Source organism: Shewanella sp. Actino-trap-3 (genome assembly GCF_002836275.1).
Classification (GTDB): Bacteria; Pseudomonadota; Gammaproteobacteria; order Enterobacterales; family Shewanellaceae; genus Shewanella; species Shewanella psychromarinicola.
Genome location: NZ_PJCE01000001.1, coordinates 1,274,233 through 1,288,633 on the forward strand (window position 1 = coordinate 1,274,233; position 14,401 = coordinate 1,288,633).

At 40.7% G+C, this 14,401-nt stretch carries 16 protein-coding genes; 5 read left to right on the forward strand and 11 right to left on the reverse strand.

The genetic code is table 11. From position 1 onward, the window contains the following. Nucleotides 1-114 precede the first annotated feature (114 nt). Nucleotides 115-834, reverse strand: a complete 720-nt coding sequence (gene fadR, locus CXF80_RS05450) for a fatty acid metabolism transcriptional regulator FadR (RefSeq protein ID WP_101031923.1) — start codon at nucleotides 832-834, stop codon at nucleotides 115-117. 585 nt (nucleotides 835-1,419) lie between these two features. Between fadR and nhaB the strand changes: the two genes are divergently transcribed. Beyond that, nucleotides 1,420-3,024 (forward strand): sodium/proton antiporter NhaB, encoded by a 1,605-nt coding sequence (gene nhaB, locus CXF80_RS05455; protein WP_101031924.1) that lies wholly within the window; start codon nucleotides 1,420-1,422, stop codon nucleotides 3,022-3,024. A gap of 114 nt (nucleotides 3,025-3,138) precedes the next feature. After that, the gene (gene dsbB / locus CXF80_RS05460; RefSeq protein ID WP_101031925.1) at nucleotides 3,139-3,648 is read left to right on the forward strand and encodes a disulfide bond formation protein DsbB; all 510 of its coding nucleotides are present in this window, start codon (nucleotides 3,139-3,141) and stop codon (nucleotides 3,646-3,648) included. Between the two features lie 159 nt (nucleotides 3,649-3,807). Here dsbB and CXF80_RS05465 read toward each other — a convergent pair whose 3' ends face one another. The 3 genes from CXF80_RS05465 to CXF80_RS05475 form a co-directional block, all read right to left on the reverse strand. Beyond that, nucleotides 3,808-4,254: a YcgN family cysteine cluster protein gene (locus tag CXF80_RS05465; protein WP_101031926.1), complete on the reverse strand. Its 447-nt coding sequence runs from the start codon at nucleotides 4,252-4,254 to the stop codon at nucleotides 3,808-3,810. Nucleotides 4,255-4,316: 62 nt separating this feature from the next. Then, the gene (locus CXF80_RS05470) at nucleotides 4,317-5,285 is read right to left on the reverse strand and encodes a lytic murein transglycosylase (protein ID WP_101031927.1); all 969 of its coding nucleotides are present in this window, start codon (nucleotides 5,283-5,285) and stop codon (nucleotides 4,317-4,319) included. Nucleotides 5,286-5,316: 31 nt separating this feature from the next. Beyond that, nucleotides 5,317-5,610, reverse strand: coding sequence for a YcgL domain-containing protein (locus CXF80_RS05475; protein WP_101031928.1), 294 nt, complete (start codon nucleotides 5,608-5,610; stop codon nucleotides 5,317-5,319). 119 nt (nucleotides 5,611-5,729) lie between these two features. Between CXF80_RS05475 and minC the strand changes: the two genes are divergently transcribed. Genes minC through minE form a run of 3 tightly spaced genes read left to right on the forward strand, consistent with a single transcriptional unit; the run spans nucleotide 5,730 to nucleotide 7,495 of the window. Then, nucleotides 5,730-6,395, forward strand: a complete 666-nt coding sequence (gene minC / locus CXF80_RS05480) for a septum site-determining protein MinC (protein ID WP_101031929.1) — start codon at nucleotides 5,730-5,732, stop codon at nucleotides 6,393-6,395. 27 nt (nucleotides 6,396-6,422) lie between these two features. Beyond that, entirely contained in the window at nucleotides 6,423-7,232 is an 810-nt protein-coding gene (gene minD / locus CXF80_RS05485; protein WP_101031930.1) for a septum site-determining protein MinD, read from the forward strand. 2 nt (nucleotides 7,233-7,234) lie between these two features. Then, nucleotides 7,235-7,495 carry a cell division topological specificity factor MinE gene (gene minE, locus CXF80_RS05490; protein ID WP_101031931.1) on the forward strand — a complete coding sequence of 87 codons (261 nt, stop codon included), beginning with the start codon at nucleotides 7,235-7,237 and terminating at the stop codon, nucleotides 7,493-7,495. Nucleotides 7,496-7,590: 95 nt separating this feature from the next. Here minE and rnd read toward each other — a convergent pair whose 3' ends face one another. The 7 genes from rnd to tsaB all read right to left on the reverse strand — a co-directional run bounded on the left by rnd (nucleotide 7,591) and on the right by tsaB (nucleotide 14,401). Beyond that, the gene (gene rnd, locus CXF80_RS05495) at nucleotides 7,591-8,703 is read right to left on the reverse strand and encodes a ribonuclease D (protein WP_101031932.1); all 1,113 of its coding nucleotides are present in this window, start codon (nucleotides 8,701-8,703) and stop codon (nucleotides 7,591-7,593) included. Nucleotides 8,704-8,793: 90 nt separating this feature from the next. Then, nucleotides 8,794-10,467 (reverse strand): long-chain-fatty-acid--CoA ligase FadD, encoded by a 1,674-nt coding sequence (fadD, locus tag CXF80_RS05500; RefSeq protein ID WP_101031933.1) that lies wholly within the window; start codon nucleotides 10,465-10,467, stop codon nucleotides 8,794-8,796. 198 nt (nucleotides 10,468-10,665) lie between these two features. Beyond that, the gene (locus CXF80_RS05505; RefSeq protein ID WP_101031934.1) at nucleotides 10,666-11,559 is read right to left on the reverse strand and encodes an alpha/beta hydrolase; all 894 of its coding nucleotides are present in this window, start codon (nucleotides 11,557-11,559) and stop codon (nucleotides 10,666-10,668) included. A 224-nt stretch (nucleotides 11,560-11,783) separates the two neighbouring features. Beyond that, complete coding sequence (locus CXF80_RS05510) at nucleotides 11,784-12,647, reverse strand: class I SAM-dependent methyltransferase (RefSeq protein ID WP_101031935.1); 864 nt, start codon at nucleotides 12,645-12,647, stop codon at nucleotides 11,784-11,786. Beyond that, nucleotides 12,644-13,321: a M50 family metallopeptidase gene (locus CXF80_RS05515; RefSeq protein WP_101031936.1), complete on the reverse strand. Its 678-nt coding sequence runs from the start codon at nucleotides 13,319-13,321 to the stop codon at nucleotides 12,644-12,646. Before CXF80_RS05515 ends, CXF80_RS05510 begins: the two co-directional genes overlap by 4 nt. Continuing rightward, entirely contained in the window at nucleotides 13,314-13,643 is a 330-nt protein-coding gene (locus CXF80_RS05520; RefSeq protein ID WP_101031937.1) for a hypothetical protein, read from the reverse strand. Before CXF80_RS05520 ends, CXF80_RS05515 begins: the two co-directional genes overlap by 8 nt. A gap of 59 nt (nucleotides 13,644-13,702) precedes the next feature. Beyond that, a complete protein-coding gene (gene tsaB, locus CXF80_RS05525; protein ID WP_101031938.1) occupies nucleotides 13,703-14,401 on the reverse strand; it encodes a tRNA (adenosine(37)-N6)-threonylcarbamoyltransferase complex dimerization subunit type 1 TsaB in 699 nt (232 codons plus the stop codon).

Genomic DNA, 14,401 nt, shown 5'->3' on the forward strand with positions numbered 1-14,401 from the left:
ATCGAGCCATAATTAACAGACAAAAAAACCAATCAATGTGATTGGTTTTTTTATATCTATGATTGGATATCCCAAGCGGATTAAGCAAGGATCATGATTCACAACTAACGTTAATTAGCTATTATCATGACCCATTTCAGCGGGCAAATCATCGCGCAGCTTTTGCCACATTTTGCCACTTTCAATACCATTAATACGCATTAGCGAAGGCACATCAGTATAATTTTTGTCTTTAGCTAGCGTTTCAAGTTTAAGATAAAAACGCATGGTTAATTCACGCGCTTCTTGGCTTGAAAAGTAATAGCGTCCAACACGATTGTAAAGGCCTTTGAATCCATTTAAAATCAAAACATACAATGGGTTGCCTGATGCAAAGGCTAATGTATGATGCAATTGATAATCAAATTCAGCATACGCTTCAGCCTCATTTTCTAAGCTGTGAATACCGGCCAAGACTTCAACCACTTTTTCGGGATTGTGACGGATTGATGCCCGAAAATATATGTTACTGACGTTACCACGAGCAGCCATTAGTTGATCGACTAATAATGGAAAACCATCAGGATTTAAATCAGCAATCGTCCCTAAAATATTCAACCCAGACGTTTCCCAAAAGTTATTCACTTGGGTAGGTTTACCATGTTGGATTTTCAACCAACCATCTCGAGCAAGACGTTGTAGCACTTCTCTTAACGTCGTGCGAGTAACACCGATAAGTTCAGAAAGCTCACGTTCAGCAGGTAAAATGGAACCAGGTGGAAATTTGTTTTCCCAAATGGAACGAACAATATATTTCTCGGCAAAACTTGCTGGCCCTTTGGCATTGATGATCATCAGCCTTCATATCCTATTGCTAAACAATGACGAAACTATTATTACTGATCATACCAGAGCGGTGGAAAATAAAAACCATTGTTTAATCACCACTCTCTTAACGATTGATTTTCGAACAACTCTAGTCTATTCAAATGTCATTAATTGAATGCACATCACATTAAACCACTGTAATCATGAACATATCAGTAATTTAAGTCATAAAACCAAACAGATTTAGTATATACTGATGTAGATATTTTATTATCTTTATGTTGTTTTTTTTACCAAATAACAACGTTACAATTCGATTTTTTTTAGGCTACACTATCGATAAAATAACAGCCATGCAGCGTTAGCCACATACATTCTTGTACTAACTCATTGTTTGCTATATCAAGATATCGTTATTAAACAGAAAATAATGGGTCATAATCCTCTATTTATCGAATGGCATTTTAACTCAATTAACCAAAAATTGATTTTTATCAAGTTTTCGAATGTGAGTTGCCTCTATTCTTCCGAATCTGTTGAACATAATGATGTGTTGTAAGCTATCAAATATGGTATCCATACCGTCACAATAACAATATCGGAGAGGCTACTATGCCTGTAACCAGAGGTAAGGCGTTGTTTGTCAATTTTTTAGGCAAATCACCTAAATGGTATAAATACGCAATTTTGGCGTTTTTAGTAATTAATCCCCTGCTGTTTTTTTATGTCAGTCCATTTTTCGCCGGCTGGGTTTTAGTGGTTGAATTTATTTTCACCCTTGCCATGGCGCTTAAATGTTATCCATTGCAACCCGGTGGTTTGTTAGCCATACAAGCCGTAATTATCGGTATGACATCGGCCTCACAGGTTCTTCATGAAATTGAAGCCAACTTAGAAGTTTTATTACTCTTGATCTTTATGGTCGCCGGTATTTACTTTATGAAACAGTTACTACTGTTCGTATTTACCAAAATGATCACAAAAGTGCGTTCTAAAATTATCGTGTCCTTGATGTTTTGTATTGCATCAGCTTTTTTGTCTGCGTTTTTAGATGCCTTAACGGTCATCGCGGTTATTATTGCTGTTGCAGTAGGTTTTTACTCTATCTATCACAAAGTCGCGTCAGGCAAGAGTTTTAGTGATGGTAACAGTGACGATGCTAGTCATGACCATACTTCTGAAACAACTGGACAGCTTGACCACGATGAATTGGAAGCGTTCCGAGCCTTTTTACGTAACTTATTAATGCACTCAGGTATTGGTACCGCGTTAGGTGGTGTATGTACCATGGTTGGTGAACCACAAAACTTGATCATTGCTGCGCAGGCCCATTGGCAATTTGGCGAATTCTTTCTACGAATGTCCCCAGTGACCATGCCTGTATTGGTTGCGGGTATATTGACTTGTTTTCTTGTCGAAAAATTCAAAGTTTTTGGTTATGGCGCTCAATTACCCGACGCTGTACACCGTATTTTATCTGATTATGCAGCCCATGAAGACTCGCACCGAACAGATCAAGATAAAATGAAACTGGTTGTCCAAGCCTTAATTGGTGTTTGGTTAATTGCAGGCTTGGCACTTCACTTAGCTTCTGTTGGCCTCATTGGTTTATCTGTTATTATTTTAACCACTGCATTTAATGGCGTTACTGATGAACATGCACTCGGAAAAGCTTTTGAAGAAGCACTGCCTTTCACTGCATTATTAGCGGTATTTTTTGCCATTGTTGGTGTGATCATTGATCAGGATTTGTTTGCACCAGTTATCCAGTGGGCATTAGGTTATGAAGGAAATATGCAGTTAGTGATTTTCTACATTGCTAACGGCTTATTGTCTATGGTCAGTGATAACGTGTTTGTGGGTACTGTTTACATTAATGAAGTAAAAGCTGCATTGATGAGTGGCCAAATCACTCGAGACCAATTTGACTTGCTTGCGGTGGCGATTAATACCGGTACTAACCTGCCTTCAGTAGCAACGCCGAATGGACAAGCTGCATTCTTGTTCTTGTTAACGTCGGCTATAGCACCGTTAATTCGCTTGTCTTATGGCCGTATGGTATGGATGGCTTTACCTTATACCATTGTATTATCTATTGTCGGTGTATTGGCTATTGAAACCGGTTTCTTAGTCGATATGACTGATATGCTTTATGAAACGCAATTATTAATCCACCACTCAGCCAAGGACATCACTGGCGCTGCAATGGGTCATTAATTAAATATCGTTATTGGACTTAGCAGTTAAATTATCTTAAAGTCTCTACAGTCTATTAGAACACCCTCATTTGAGGGTGTTTTTTTCTATCACAACGTTTATTAGGGACTGAAATTGTCGCCATTACAGCAGTTTTGTCGTAGCCGTATTTCTTGGGGTTTATTGTTATTATCCGCAATTTGGCTAGAGTTAGCGGCCCTATTTTTTCAATATGGCATGGATCTAGCGCCTTGTGTGATGTGCATTTACATCCGAGTTGCGGTACTCGGTATTTTTCTGGCTGGGCTTATAGGCATGTTACAACCTGAAGTGTGGTTTTTACGCCTAGTAGGTATGGTCGGTTGGGCAATCTCTGCCGTGTGGGGCTTACGATTAGCGTATGAATTAAATGATATGCAGGTTAATCCGTCACCTTTTGCTACTTGCTCTTTTTACCCTGAGTTCCCCAGCTTTATGCCATTGGACACATGGTTGCCTTCAGTATTCTCGCCGACAGGCATGTGCAGTGACTCACCATGGTCATGGCTTTCTGTTAGCATGGCCCAGTGGATGATGGTTGGTTTTGCTGTTTATTGTGTAATCTGGTTATTAATGTTGTTGCCGGCGCTTAAACCAGCAAGATAAACCAGCTAAAGTAAGCGTGAAGAATAGATTAAGCATCAAAAGACCTCATTGAGGTCTTTTGGCTTTTATAGCCTTTGCTGGGCTTAAGATAGGGAGGATTAGGTTATAACTGGAATATTTGACCTATTTAGATCCCGAACAGGTGTTTTATTACACTTATTATTCAATGTCCAATAATGGCCACAATACAATACAGTCTTCTAAATATTTCACTTTCATTTCATTGACGGTTTTGCCTTGTACCGAAATACCCGCGCTGTGCATGGCCTCTTTACTTCCTGTCAGCAACGGATGCCAACTCGGTAAACCTTTACCAAGATGCAAGCGACGATATGCACAACTGTCAGGTAACCAAGTCAATTCAGCGATATTTTCTGGAGTAATGGCTGTACATTCAGGAACATAAGTAAAGCGATCAAGGTAACTACGGCAACCACAGGTGTCGTTGTCTAATAGATGGCATGCTGCCTTAGTGTAATAAAGTTCATCGGTATCATCATCGATGATTTTATTTAAACAGCATTTACCGCAGCCGTCACAAAGTGACTCCCATTGTTCGGGTGTCATGTTTTCTAAAGGTGTGGTTGTCCAAAACTGAGTCATCATTTTCTATCTATAGTAACTTTTTATCGAAATTTGACCGCATTTTACACCGAAAACACCTCAGTTTACTGTTTAATTCTCTCAGAGAGGTAAGTTATCGCTAAGGTATCGTACAAAGTGTCATTGAATTGATGCAATAAACGGAAGTTATCGTACACCAAATATAAGCGCCCTTTCGGTCCATCAGGCACAATTAATGACACATCCATGTCGTTTCGTTGCGGTAAGTCATTACCATTGAAACGTCTGACACCGTAGGCTTGCCACTGTGGGAATGTGTGATGTGTGCTTAAACCATGCAAATTAGGATCTAACATCATGGTGGCTTTTACCTGTCGCCCCCATGTAGAATCATATTGCCACCCTTGTTGGTGCAACATATTCGCCGTTGATGCAAAGGCATCATCCGTGCTGTTCCAGACATTGATTATACCGTCATTATCGGCATCGACACCGTACTTTAGTAATTGGCTCGGCATTATTTGCATCTGTCCCATCGCCCCAGATGAGGAACTGAGCAATAAATCTTCGGTTATATTTGTCTGCTCGATTAACTTAAGCGCAGCAATAAATTCGTTAATGTAGAATGCTTCTTTATCACCTTTATATGCGAGTGAGGCTAATACAGATAGCCCAGGGAAACGACCCGGACGCTCTCCAAAACGAGAGTTCATGCCCCATAACGCCATAAGGAAACGAGGCTGAACTTGATAAATTCGACTCAAGTCATTTATTTGGGATTCATGCTGCTGAAACATCGCTCTAGCAGTACTGACAGTAATTTCTGGAACAGCTTGGGGGATAAAGTACTCTAAGGATGTCGATGGTTGTAAGTCGGTGCTGAAATTGGCTTTTTTGAATATTTTAATATTAGCAATATAGCGTTCTGCTGTAAGTTGATTAACGCCAGCGGCTATCGACTTCTGTTGAAGCTGTAACAGGTAGTCAGTAAATTCACGATGGCTGTATTCAGCCATCAAGATATTAGAACAAAAGAAGTAAAAAAATACGCTTAAAATGATTTTTTGAATCATATTAGTCTTGATTACTCCTTTGAGAATGAGCTTATTTCTTAAGGGCTACTGTCTTAAGCGCTAATTCTTGTTTGTGTTGTTCGAGTAAATTAACTTGCGGTGGCGGTATTTGTAAGTAAAAGCCTTGCTCAGCCAATGCAGACTTCACTTTGTTAATATCAGCGATACCTAAGTGAGTTCGTTTAGATAATGGGACAATCATTACTAATGTAGGCGTGCCGAACATTTCCATTAACGACTCAGGAACCTCATCAAAAACATCACGTTTTTTAACAAAAAGGTAAGTATCTGCTCTTCGACCACTTTTATATACTGCACATATCATTTTAGTGTAAATTTCCAAAGGTTCAAACTTGATAGTCAACTAAGCACACTATAACATGGTGAGACAAGAAAATAATTGTAAATCAGTTTATCACTGAAGTATTGGAGAATCACGCCGAGATGGCTAAAGAAAATCTCGAATTAAAGGCCACGTCTTTTACATTGTCAGTGCTGCATATTAATCATAACGATCTCGATATCATAGCATCTGAATTAGACTCAAAATTGGCTCAAGCTCCTCAGTTCTTTTTGGGCGCACCCTTGGTATTAAATTTATCTGCCATTCAGCATTCCCACATAGATTTCAATGCGCTAAAACAATTATTAATTGACCGAAATCTTATTATTGTTGGCATTACCGACGCAAGCCCAGCGCAAATTGAACAAGCAAAGTGCATGGCTATTGCCGTGGTAAAGTCGGGCAAACAAGCCCGTAAAGCAGAGTTGCCTAAACGGGCAACCAAAATTATTAAGCAAAATGTGCGTTCTGGACAACAAATATACGCACAAAATGCTGATTTAATCATTTTTGGTGCGGTTGGTAATGGCGCAGAAGTCATTGCAGATGGTAGCATTCATATATATGGCGCTCTTCGTGGCAAGGCCATGGCTGGCGCAGCGGGAGATAATCAAAGTGTGATTATCGCTAACTCGTTAGAAGCAGAATTAGTATCGATTGCTGGACAGTATTGGTTGACTGAACATTTGCAACAATACGACCTAAGCCAAAGAGGCTGTGTTCGCCTTGATGGCGCATCCCTCACTGTTGAATCATTGCCCCAATAATCGGCAAATACAAGGACATAAAAATAAATGGCACAAATTATTGTTGTCACATCAGGTAAAGGCGGTGTGGGTAAAACAACATCCAGTGCAGCAATTGCCACCGGATTGGCCTTAAAAGGAAAAAAAACCGTTGTTATCGATTTTGATATCGGTTTACGCAACCTTGATTTGATAATGGGTTGTGAACGCAGAGTTGTATATGATTTTGTCAACGTTATCAATGGTGAAGCCAATTTAAACCAAGCATTAATTAAAGATAAACGCTGTGATAAACTGTTTATTTTACCCGCGTCTCAAACACGCGATAAAGATGCGCTAACGAAAGAAGGCGTGGGTCGAGTACTTGACAATTTAACAAAAGATTTCGATTATATTGTGTGTGATTCGCCTGCGGGGATTGAACAAGGTGCAATGATGGCACTTTACTTTGCCGACATTGCGATTGTGACCACCAATCCAGAGGTTAGCTCAGTACGTGACTCTGACCGTATTTTAGGTATGCTACAGAGTCGCTCACGTCGTGCTGAATTATCTCTGGAACCGATTAAAGAATATTTACTGTTAACTCGCTACTCTCCTGCCAGAGTCAGAACAGGTGAAATGCTCAGCGTTGAAGATGTGAAGGAAATCTTAGCCATTGAATTGCTAGGTGTGATCCCTGAATCTCAATCGGTACTGAAAGCATCAAACTCAGGAGTACCAGTCATTATTGATCAAGAAAGTGATGCAGGTTTAGCATACGGCGATACCGTTGCGCGCTTATTAGGTGACGATGTGCCGGTTCGATTTATCACAGAAGAAAAAAAGGGATTCCTTAAAAGGATATTTGGGAGCTAATTATGTCGATACTTGATTATTTTAGAAGCAGTAAAAAGCCCAATACCGCATCATTGGCAAAGGAACGATTACAAATTATTGTGGCTCATCAGCGTGGAGAACGCGGTATACCTGATTATTTTCCAAAGATGAAACAAGAAATCATCGAAGTTATCCGAAAATATGTCCAAATATCAGAAGACCAAGTGTCTGTGCAGTTAGACCAAAATGACGACAATTTATCCGTTTTAGAGCTTAACGTCACTTTACCTGATACTAAGTAACTATCACTGGTTGAGATTAAATCGCTAGGACAAAATAACAAAAAGGATACTTGCAGCAATGCAAGTATCCTTTTTAGTTTGATGATCTTATTGCATTAATTGAAACGTACTTGCGCTAGCAAATCACCGATCAACATCCCTCGCCAACCACTTAGTAGCAAAGGTGTTGAGGTAGTTTTATTATTGAAAAGCCATAACAAAAACTCATGAATATGGCGTTTAGAACCGACAAATTCTAATGCAACATTTTCACGCTCACATAATTCAGTCAAGACGTTCTTAACCTCTTTAAAAGCTGATTTATAACCAGACTTAAGCGCAACAATATCAACTTCTTCAGGTAAATTAACTAAATCTGCAGTCGCCATTACCGATAATAAATCTTTGCCATGGATGCGCTTTTCTTGATCCGTTAAATCATTTAATTGAGCTAATTCTGCTAACGTGGTCGGTTGTTTTTTGGCTAATGCAATTAATGCATGATCTTTTACCACAAAACCGAGCGCAAGATTACGGCTTACCGCTTTGTTTAGTCGCCATTTAGCCAATACTTTTAAATAGGCTAACTGCTGACTCGATAGCTGAAAGGCATTTTTTACTTTAAGGTAAACGCTATCGCCTTCTGGCAATGACAAACGCCCTTCCGTCATGCGCTGACCTTCTTCAAACAACCATTCAATACGATTGCTTGCCGCAAGTTTCTCTTGGAGCTGTGGATATAATTGATACAAATAAAACACATCATTGGCTGCATACTGTAATTGTGCTTCAGTAAGTGGACGCTTCATCCAATCAGTACGTGACTCGCCTTTATCTATTTCAACTTGCAAGCATGCATCGACTAGTTTGGCATATCCTAAACCGTGGCCGAAACCGGCAAGACTAGCAGCAATTTGGCTATCAAATAATGGGCTAGGTTGGCATTCACCGTAATGAGCAAACACCTCAAGATCTTCACTGCATGAATGCACTAACTTAACAACCTTCGGGTTAGTTAATAATTGCCAAAAAGGGCTTAAATCGGTAATCGCGACCGGATCAATTAATGCTAAGGTCTTGCCATCATAGGCTTGAATAAGACCTAATTTAGCATAATAGGTTCGAGTGCGGACAAACTCAGTATCGAGCACCAATAAGGTGCTTTGTTGGTATTGTTCAACTAATGACAATAAGCTGGCATCATCATTGATATATTCAAACGTTAACAAAATAGGCTCCGCTAAAAATAGATGTGGGCCATGGCAGTCAACTGAGAATAGCTAAGCATAAAAAAGCCGGCTCAGTTGCCGGCTTTGATTTTACGCTTTGTTAACTTCATCTCGAAGTTGTCGGCGTAAAATTTTACCCACATTGGTTTTCGGTAATTCGTCTCTAAATTCTACCAGCTTAGGAACTTTATATCCCGTTAAATGATGACGACAGTGCTTAATCAATTCTTCTTCGGTTAATGATTTGTCTTTTGCGACCACAAAAATCTTTACTAACTCGCCACTGGCATCATTGGGAACGCCAACAGCAGCGACTTCAATCACTTTAGGGTGCAGGGCAACAACCTCTTCCACTTCATTCGGGAATACGTTAAAACCTGACACTAAAATCATGTCTTTTTTACGATCAACAATGAAAAAGAAACCTTTTTCATCCATGTAACCAATATCGCCTGTTGCTAACCAACCATCTTTATCAATTACAGTGGCGGTTTCTTCCGGACGTTGCCAATAGCCCAGCATGACTTGAGGGCCTTTAGCATATAACTCGCCAGTTTCGCCTTGAGCCAATACCTTTGAATCTTCATCCCTGATTTGAATAAAGGTCGATGGTGCAGGAAAACCAATCGATCCATTATAACCACTGAGGTTATATGGGCAGCAAGTCACTAAAGGTGATGCTTCTGTTAAACCATAACCTTCTAATAAACGTGTCTTAGTCAGATTTTGCCATTTATCGGCGACCGCGCGTTGTACGGCCATACCACCGCCAATCGACAGTTTCAAGCCAGAAAAATCAAGTTGGGTGAATTCTTCATTGTTCACCAAAGCATTAAATAAGGTATTAACACCGGTTAGTACGGTAAACGGGTACTTTTTCAGTTCAGCCACAAATGCGGGAAGATCGCGAGGATTGGTGATAAGTAAATTTTTGCTGCCTTTGTGCAAAAACAGCAAACAGTTAACCGTAAGGGCAAAAATATGGTACAGCGGCAAGGCTGTCACCACAAACTCAGTGCCATTATCAAGGGCTGGAGAGTAAGCACCATTGGCCTGTAAAACATTACTCACCACGTTTTTATGGCTTAGCATTGCGCCTTTAGATAGCCCGGTTGTGCCACCGGTATATTGTAAAAAGGCTAAATCAGCACCCGTAATATCCGCTTTAATATACTGCAGACGACGACCTTTTGATAAGGCATCGCGAAACGATAATGCATGAGGTAAATGGTATTTGGGTACTAATCTTTTAATGTATTTAACGACAAAATTGACTAAGGTGCGTTTCGGTGCACTGAGTTGATCACCAAGATTGGTAATAATGACCGATTCAATAGGTGTTTGAACGACAATCTTTTCTAAGGTATGAGCAAAATTTGACACCACTACAATAGCTTTCGCACCTGAATCGACTAATTGATGCTTTAATTCCCGCGGAGTATAAAGTGGGTTAACGTTAACCACCACCATACCCGCGCGTAAAATACCAAACAGAGCAATAGGATATTGCAACAAATTGGGCATCATCAGGGCGACACGATCACCTTTTTTTAAATGCAGTTCGTTTTGTAAGTAAGCTGCAAATGCCCGACTGCGTTCTTCGAGTTTGCGGTATGTGATCGTCGCACCCATGTTAATAAACGCAGGTTGGTCGGCATATTTTGCTACTGAATCTTCAAACATATGTACTAAAGAACTGAATTGAGATGGGTCAATTTCGGCCGGAACATGTTCAGGTAAATTATTAATCCAAGGCTGGTCCACAAGTGTCTCCTAATAATACCCACTGTGCTAAGACGTGCATACCCCGTCAGTGGTAAAATATTTTATTGTCTGCGTATCATTAATATTGTTATCGCAGGCTTTATTATGATGCTTATCGTGACCTAAATCATACAAGCGTTTTAATTTTCGACTATAGTCACATAAATAATCGAAAAATAACAGCGATTTCAACCAGTGCTAACGGCTATTTAGAATAAATGCTCCAATCGATTCGGCCACCTGTTGGGCATTTCCCATATGAAGGTGATGGTCTCCGGATAAATGTACTATTTCAATATGGGTAAACCATTTATTGGCTTGATCTGTTGATGCGGTTAATTGTTTATAGCCATCATGGCCAATAATCAGTAAAGAAGGCGTGTCACTGGTGGTCATCAGCGCATCTACCTGATCAAACGTAAATCGGTTCAGCGAATCTAACTTTAATCTTGGGTCACTGCGCCAATGATATTGTCCATCAGTGAGCGCCATATTACGCTTGGTGATCAGTGCACACCATGGCAATGCCAATCCAGTCAGTTGGTGGCGAGCTTGAACCGCAACGTCCATAGAGAAATATGTCGGAGCGGGTCTGGCTAATTGACGATTAAAACGTTGTTGTTGCAGTAAACCTTTACGTAAGCGATCTTTAGCTTGGCTGGAAGACTCTGATAATGGTGCAAGTGCTTCTATTAATATGAGTTTATGGATATTTTCAGCAAGACAAGCATTATAAGCTGACGCCACTATGCCGCCAAGCGAATGACCCAATAAAATAATCGGCCCGGTATCTTGTGCGATAGCATGGATCACGGCTTGCAGATCATAAATGTAATCGACCCAATGCAATGGATAGCGCCCTGGACGGTGATCTGATAATCCATGTCCAGGCCAATCAATGCACAATAGTTGAAATGTATCGAACAAACCTTGATCGGCAAAAGCCTGTGCTAAGGGAATAAAACTGTCTGCATTGTCAAGCCAGCCATGCAAAGCCAATATCATCGGCTTACTAGCATCACCATAGCGTTTCGCAGCAAGGGTTATATGAGCCAACGGCAATTGAATCTCGGCGACGTTAACGTTTAACATGATGGGCTCACTTTACAAAACGAATTGATCTAAATTGGGAGCGGAGACGGGGTCATGGCTTAATCATCTGCTTAACTATCCACTTACAGGTCAGTTTTTCACAGCAAACGTGCACTTTGTACCGCTAACATGCTGAATTACCATGACAATAGTGAATCTATTACATGTACATTCAATATGACTCAAAGTGCTATTTTAGATGCGTTTACTATTTCGTGTTCAGATTATTTAGCCGCAGTTTTGGTAAACTTAAGTGTCATACGATCACTTTCACCAATATCAAGGTATTTTTGTTTATCTTGATCGCCCATCGCTAAACGGGGTGGTAATGTCCACACACCTTTGGGATAATCTTTGCTGTCTTTAGGATTGGCATTTAATTCTGAGTTCGCAGTCAGTTCAAAACCGTATTTATTGGCAAGTTCAACCATTTGATTTTGTTCCATATAACCACTTTCTGCAGCCATCCCCACGTTTGCTCTGTGCTCGACGACCCCTAATGAACCTCCGACTTTTAACACATCATAAGCGGCTTTAAATACACCTTCTAACTCACCTTTCATGGCCCAATTATGCAAATTACGGAATGTTAATACGTGGTCTGCAGAGTTATCTTTGCCTAATGAAAATTTAGCCGGTGGATCGAGGGTTACAAACTGAACATTGCCAACGCTGGCTTTGTTGTCACTCACCCATTTTTCAAATTTAACACCGGCTGATTTATAATAAGCCGTTTGACGGTTATCTTCTGCAGGCTTAGTTTCAAAATTGGCGGCAACATATTGACCTTTTGAGGCTAAATAAGGCGCAAGAATTTCAGCATACCAACCACCACCCGGCCATAACTCAATAACCGTCTGTTCTGGTTTTACATCAAAAAAAGCTAATGTTTCTGCAGGATGACGATATTGATCACGCAGTTTATTTTCTGTAGACCGAAATTCGCTGGCCACCGCCTTAGCAAGAGCAGCATTGACCTGCGGCGCCGTCACTTTTTTATCGGGCATACTATCGGCTGCGTATATGGCGGTCGACATACCTAAACTTGATAAGCCAATTAAGGCTCCTAACATCATGTTACGTTTCATTTTGACACTCCCTTTTTTCGACCCACTTTACGCCAGCAGAGCCACAACATATAGCCACTAAATGCTAGCCATGACATTACCCACAACCATGCTGGTAGCCAAGTCATTTTAGCTAACAAAACCGCATCGCCTTGGCTGCTTAACCCCAATAACACCATTGGACTGGCCATGGCGTTTAAAATAATCATCAGGCCTAATATACGCAGCAAGGTGTTTAATAGGCTACTATTTTTTAATTTAAGTGGTAACAAAAAAAGTATTATCAAGACGCTAAGAATAATAATTGTTAACAGATCCTGGGCCCAGAAAAGTAACGAAGCCGCCACTGTTAGGGCTAACAGGGTGAGTGTAAACCGGATAGTCTGTTTTTGAGTAGCCATGAGGAAGATTGTATATCCCCACAATGCGGCACCAAAATAACCGGCATAAGCAATTAATATGCTACTGCCGCCTTGACTAAAACAAAGGCCTGCACCGTTTGGAAATAATTGAATATGACTGACCGAGCCACCCGTCATTAACGTCGCGATGCCATGAGATAATTCATGGAAATAGCTTTCGAACCATTTAAAAGGAATAGAGATATACGGAAATCGAGTTAATAAAAAAGCCAGCAGTAATTCAATCATAAAACGGCTGCGACTGGGTATTGCAGACCACGATACATTAGGCATATAAATCAATACCAACCATTTGTTGAATTTCGTCTCTTTTAACAAAATGCTGTGTAGACAAATATTGCGCTATGGCACCACGTTGACTATGGGTATCACGATCATATTCAACACGTGCCTGCTGTTTAGCCGCCAAGGTTAAATCATCAACAATGACCAAGTTACGGGGTTCAATGCCTTTAACTTCACGGTCTGAAGCAGAAGGGTTGATAATAATAGGTTCGCGGGCCGCAATGATCGGTCGATTTCCGGCAACAGTTTGGCTCAGACTGATAGGGCCTGATTGATTATTGACCATTAATAATGCTGCATTTATCGTCATTAACGATACCGTTTACCTATGTTTGTCTCTTATACTTTATGTCAAATAACACCGAATGGCTATTCTCGGCCAGGAAGTTTTTTCCATGTGACCGTATCACGAAGGTACACAGGCGAAAGTTCATCGACAGAGGTATGTAAACCTTGTTGGTAACCTTGCTGCGCAAGCACGATCATGGCTTTTGCATCTGGGTAAGTTGCTTGACTGCATTGAGTAATGTGCGGCGCAATATTCAATAATTGTGGATAGGCCTCAAATCCTGTGCCACAAACACTAATGGTTTGTTGAGTATCGAGTGTCAATTCAATCGCTTCTGGCGCGCTAACGTGTTCTTCACCCACTAAGGTGGCAATACCATCTTTGGCAATATATTGTCCCCAATACACTTCTTTCATGCGGGCATCAATACAACACAATACCTGTGAAGCTCCGAGCTCAATCGCCATTTGCGCCATGGCAGTAAGCGTAGAAATACCAATAACGGGTAAATCTAGCCCCAGAGCTAAACCTTGGGTCATGCTAGTACAAATACGAATACCGGTAAAGCTGCCGGGGCCGCGGCCATAAGCAATTAAATCAATATCGGCTAGTGTCACTTTAGCTTCGGCTAAGACGGCGTCGACCATAGGTAACAAACGTTGGCTATGTTCACGCGGTGCATCTTCAATACGAGCATAAACGTCGCCGTTAATGGTTAATGCTACTGAGCAAGTTTCAGTGCAAGTATCAAGCGCGAGGATATGTAACTGCTTAGGCAT

Coding starts and splice junctions, on each gene's coding strand:
- minE (WP_101031931.1), top strand. CDS start 7,235: ATGTCGATACTTGATTATTTTAGAAGCAGTAAAAAGCCCAATACCGCA.
- CXF80_RS05515 (WP_101031936.1), bottom strand. CDS start 13,321: ATGCCTAATGTATCGTGGTCTGCAATACCCAGTCGCAGCCGTTTTATG.
- minD (WP_101031930.1), top strand. CDS start 6,423: ATGGCACAAATTATTGTTGTCACATCAGGTAAAGGCGGTGTGGGTAAA.
- CXF80_RS05470 (WP_101031927.1), bottom strand. CDS start 5,285: ATGATTCAAAAAATCATTTTAAGCGTATTTTTTTACTTCTTTTGTTCT.
- CXF80_RS05505 (WP_101031934.1), bottom strand. CDS start 11,559: ATGTTAAACGTTAACGTCGCCGAGATTCAATTGCCGTTGGCTCATATA.
- minC (WP_101031929.1), top strand. CDS start 5,730: ATGGCTAAAGAAAATCTCGAATTAAAGGCCACGTCTTTTACATTGTCA.
- nhaB (WP_101031924.1), top strand. CDS start 1,420: ATGCCTGTAACCAGAGGTAAGGCGTTGTTTGTCAATTTTTTAGGCAAA.
- CXF80_RS05520 (WP_101031937.1), bottom strand. CDS start 13,643: ATGACGATAAATGCAGCATTATTAATGGTCAATAATCAATCAGGCCCT.
- fadR (WP_101031923.1), bottom strand. CDS start 834: ATGATCATCAATGCCAAAGGGCCAGCAAGTTTTGCCGAGAAATATATT.
- CXF80_RS05510 (WP_101031935.1), bottom strand. CDS start 12,647: ATGAAACGTAACATGATGTTAGGAGCCTTAATTGGCTTATCAAGTTTA.
- CXF80_RS05475 (WP_101031928.1), bottom strand. CDS start 5,610: ATGATATGTGCAGTATATAAAAGTGGTCGAAGAGCAGATACTTACCTT.
- CXF80_RS05465 (WP_101031926.1), bottom strand. CDS start 4,254: ATGATGACTCAGTTTTGGACAACCACACCTTTAGAAAACATGACACCC.
- tsaB (WP_101031938.1), bottom strand. CDS start 14,401: ATGCCTAAGCAGTTACATATCCTCGCGCTTGATACTTGCACTGAAACT.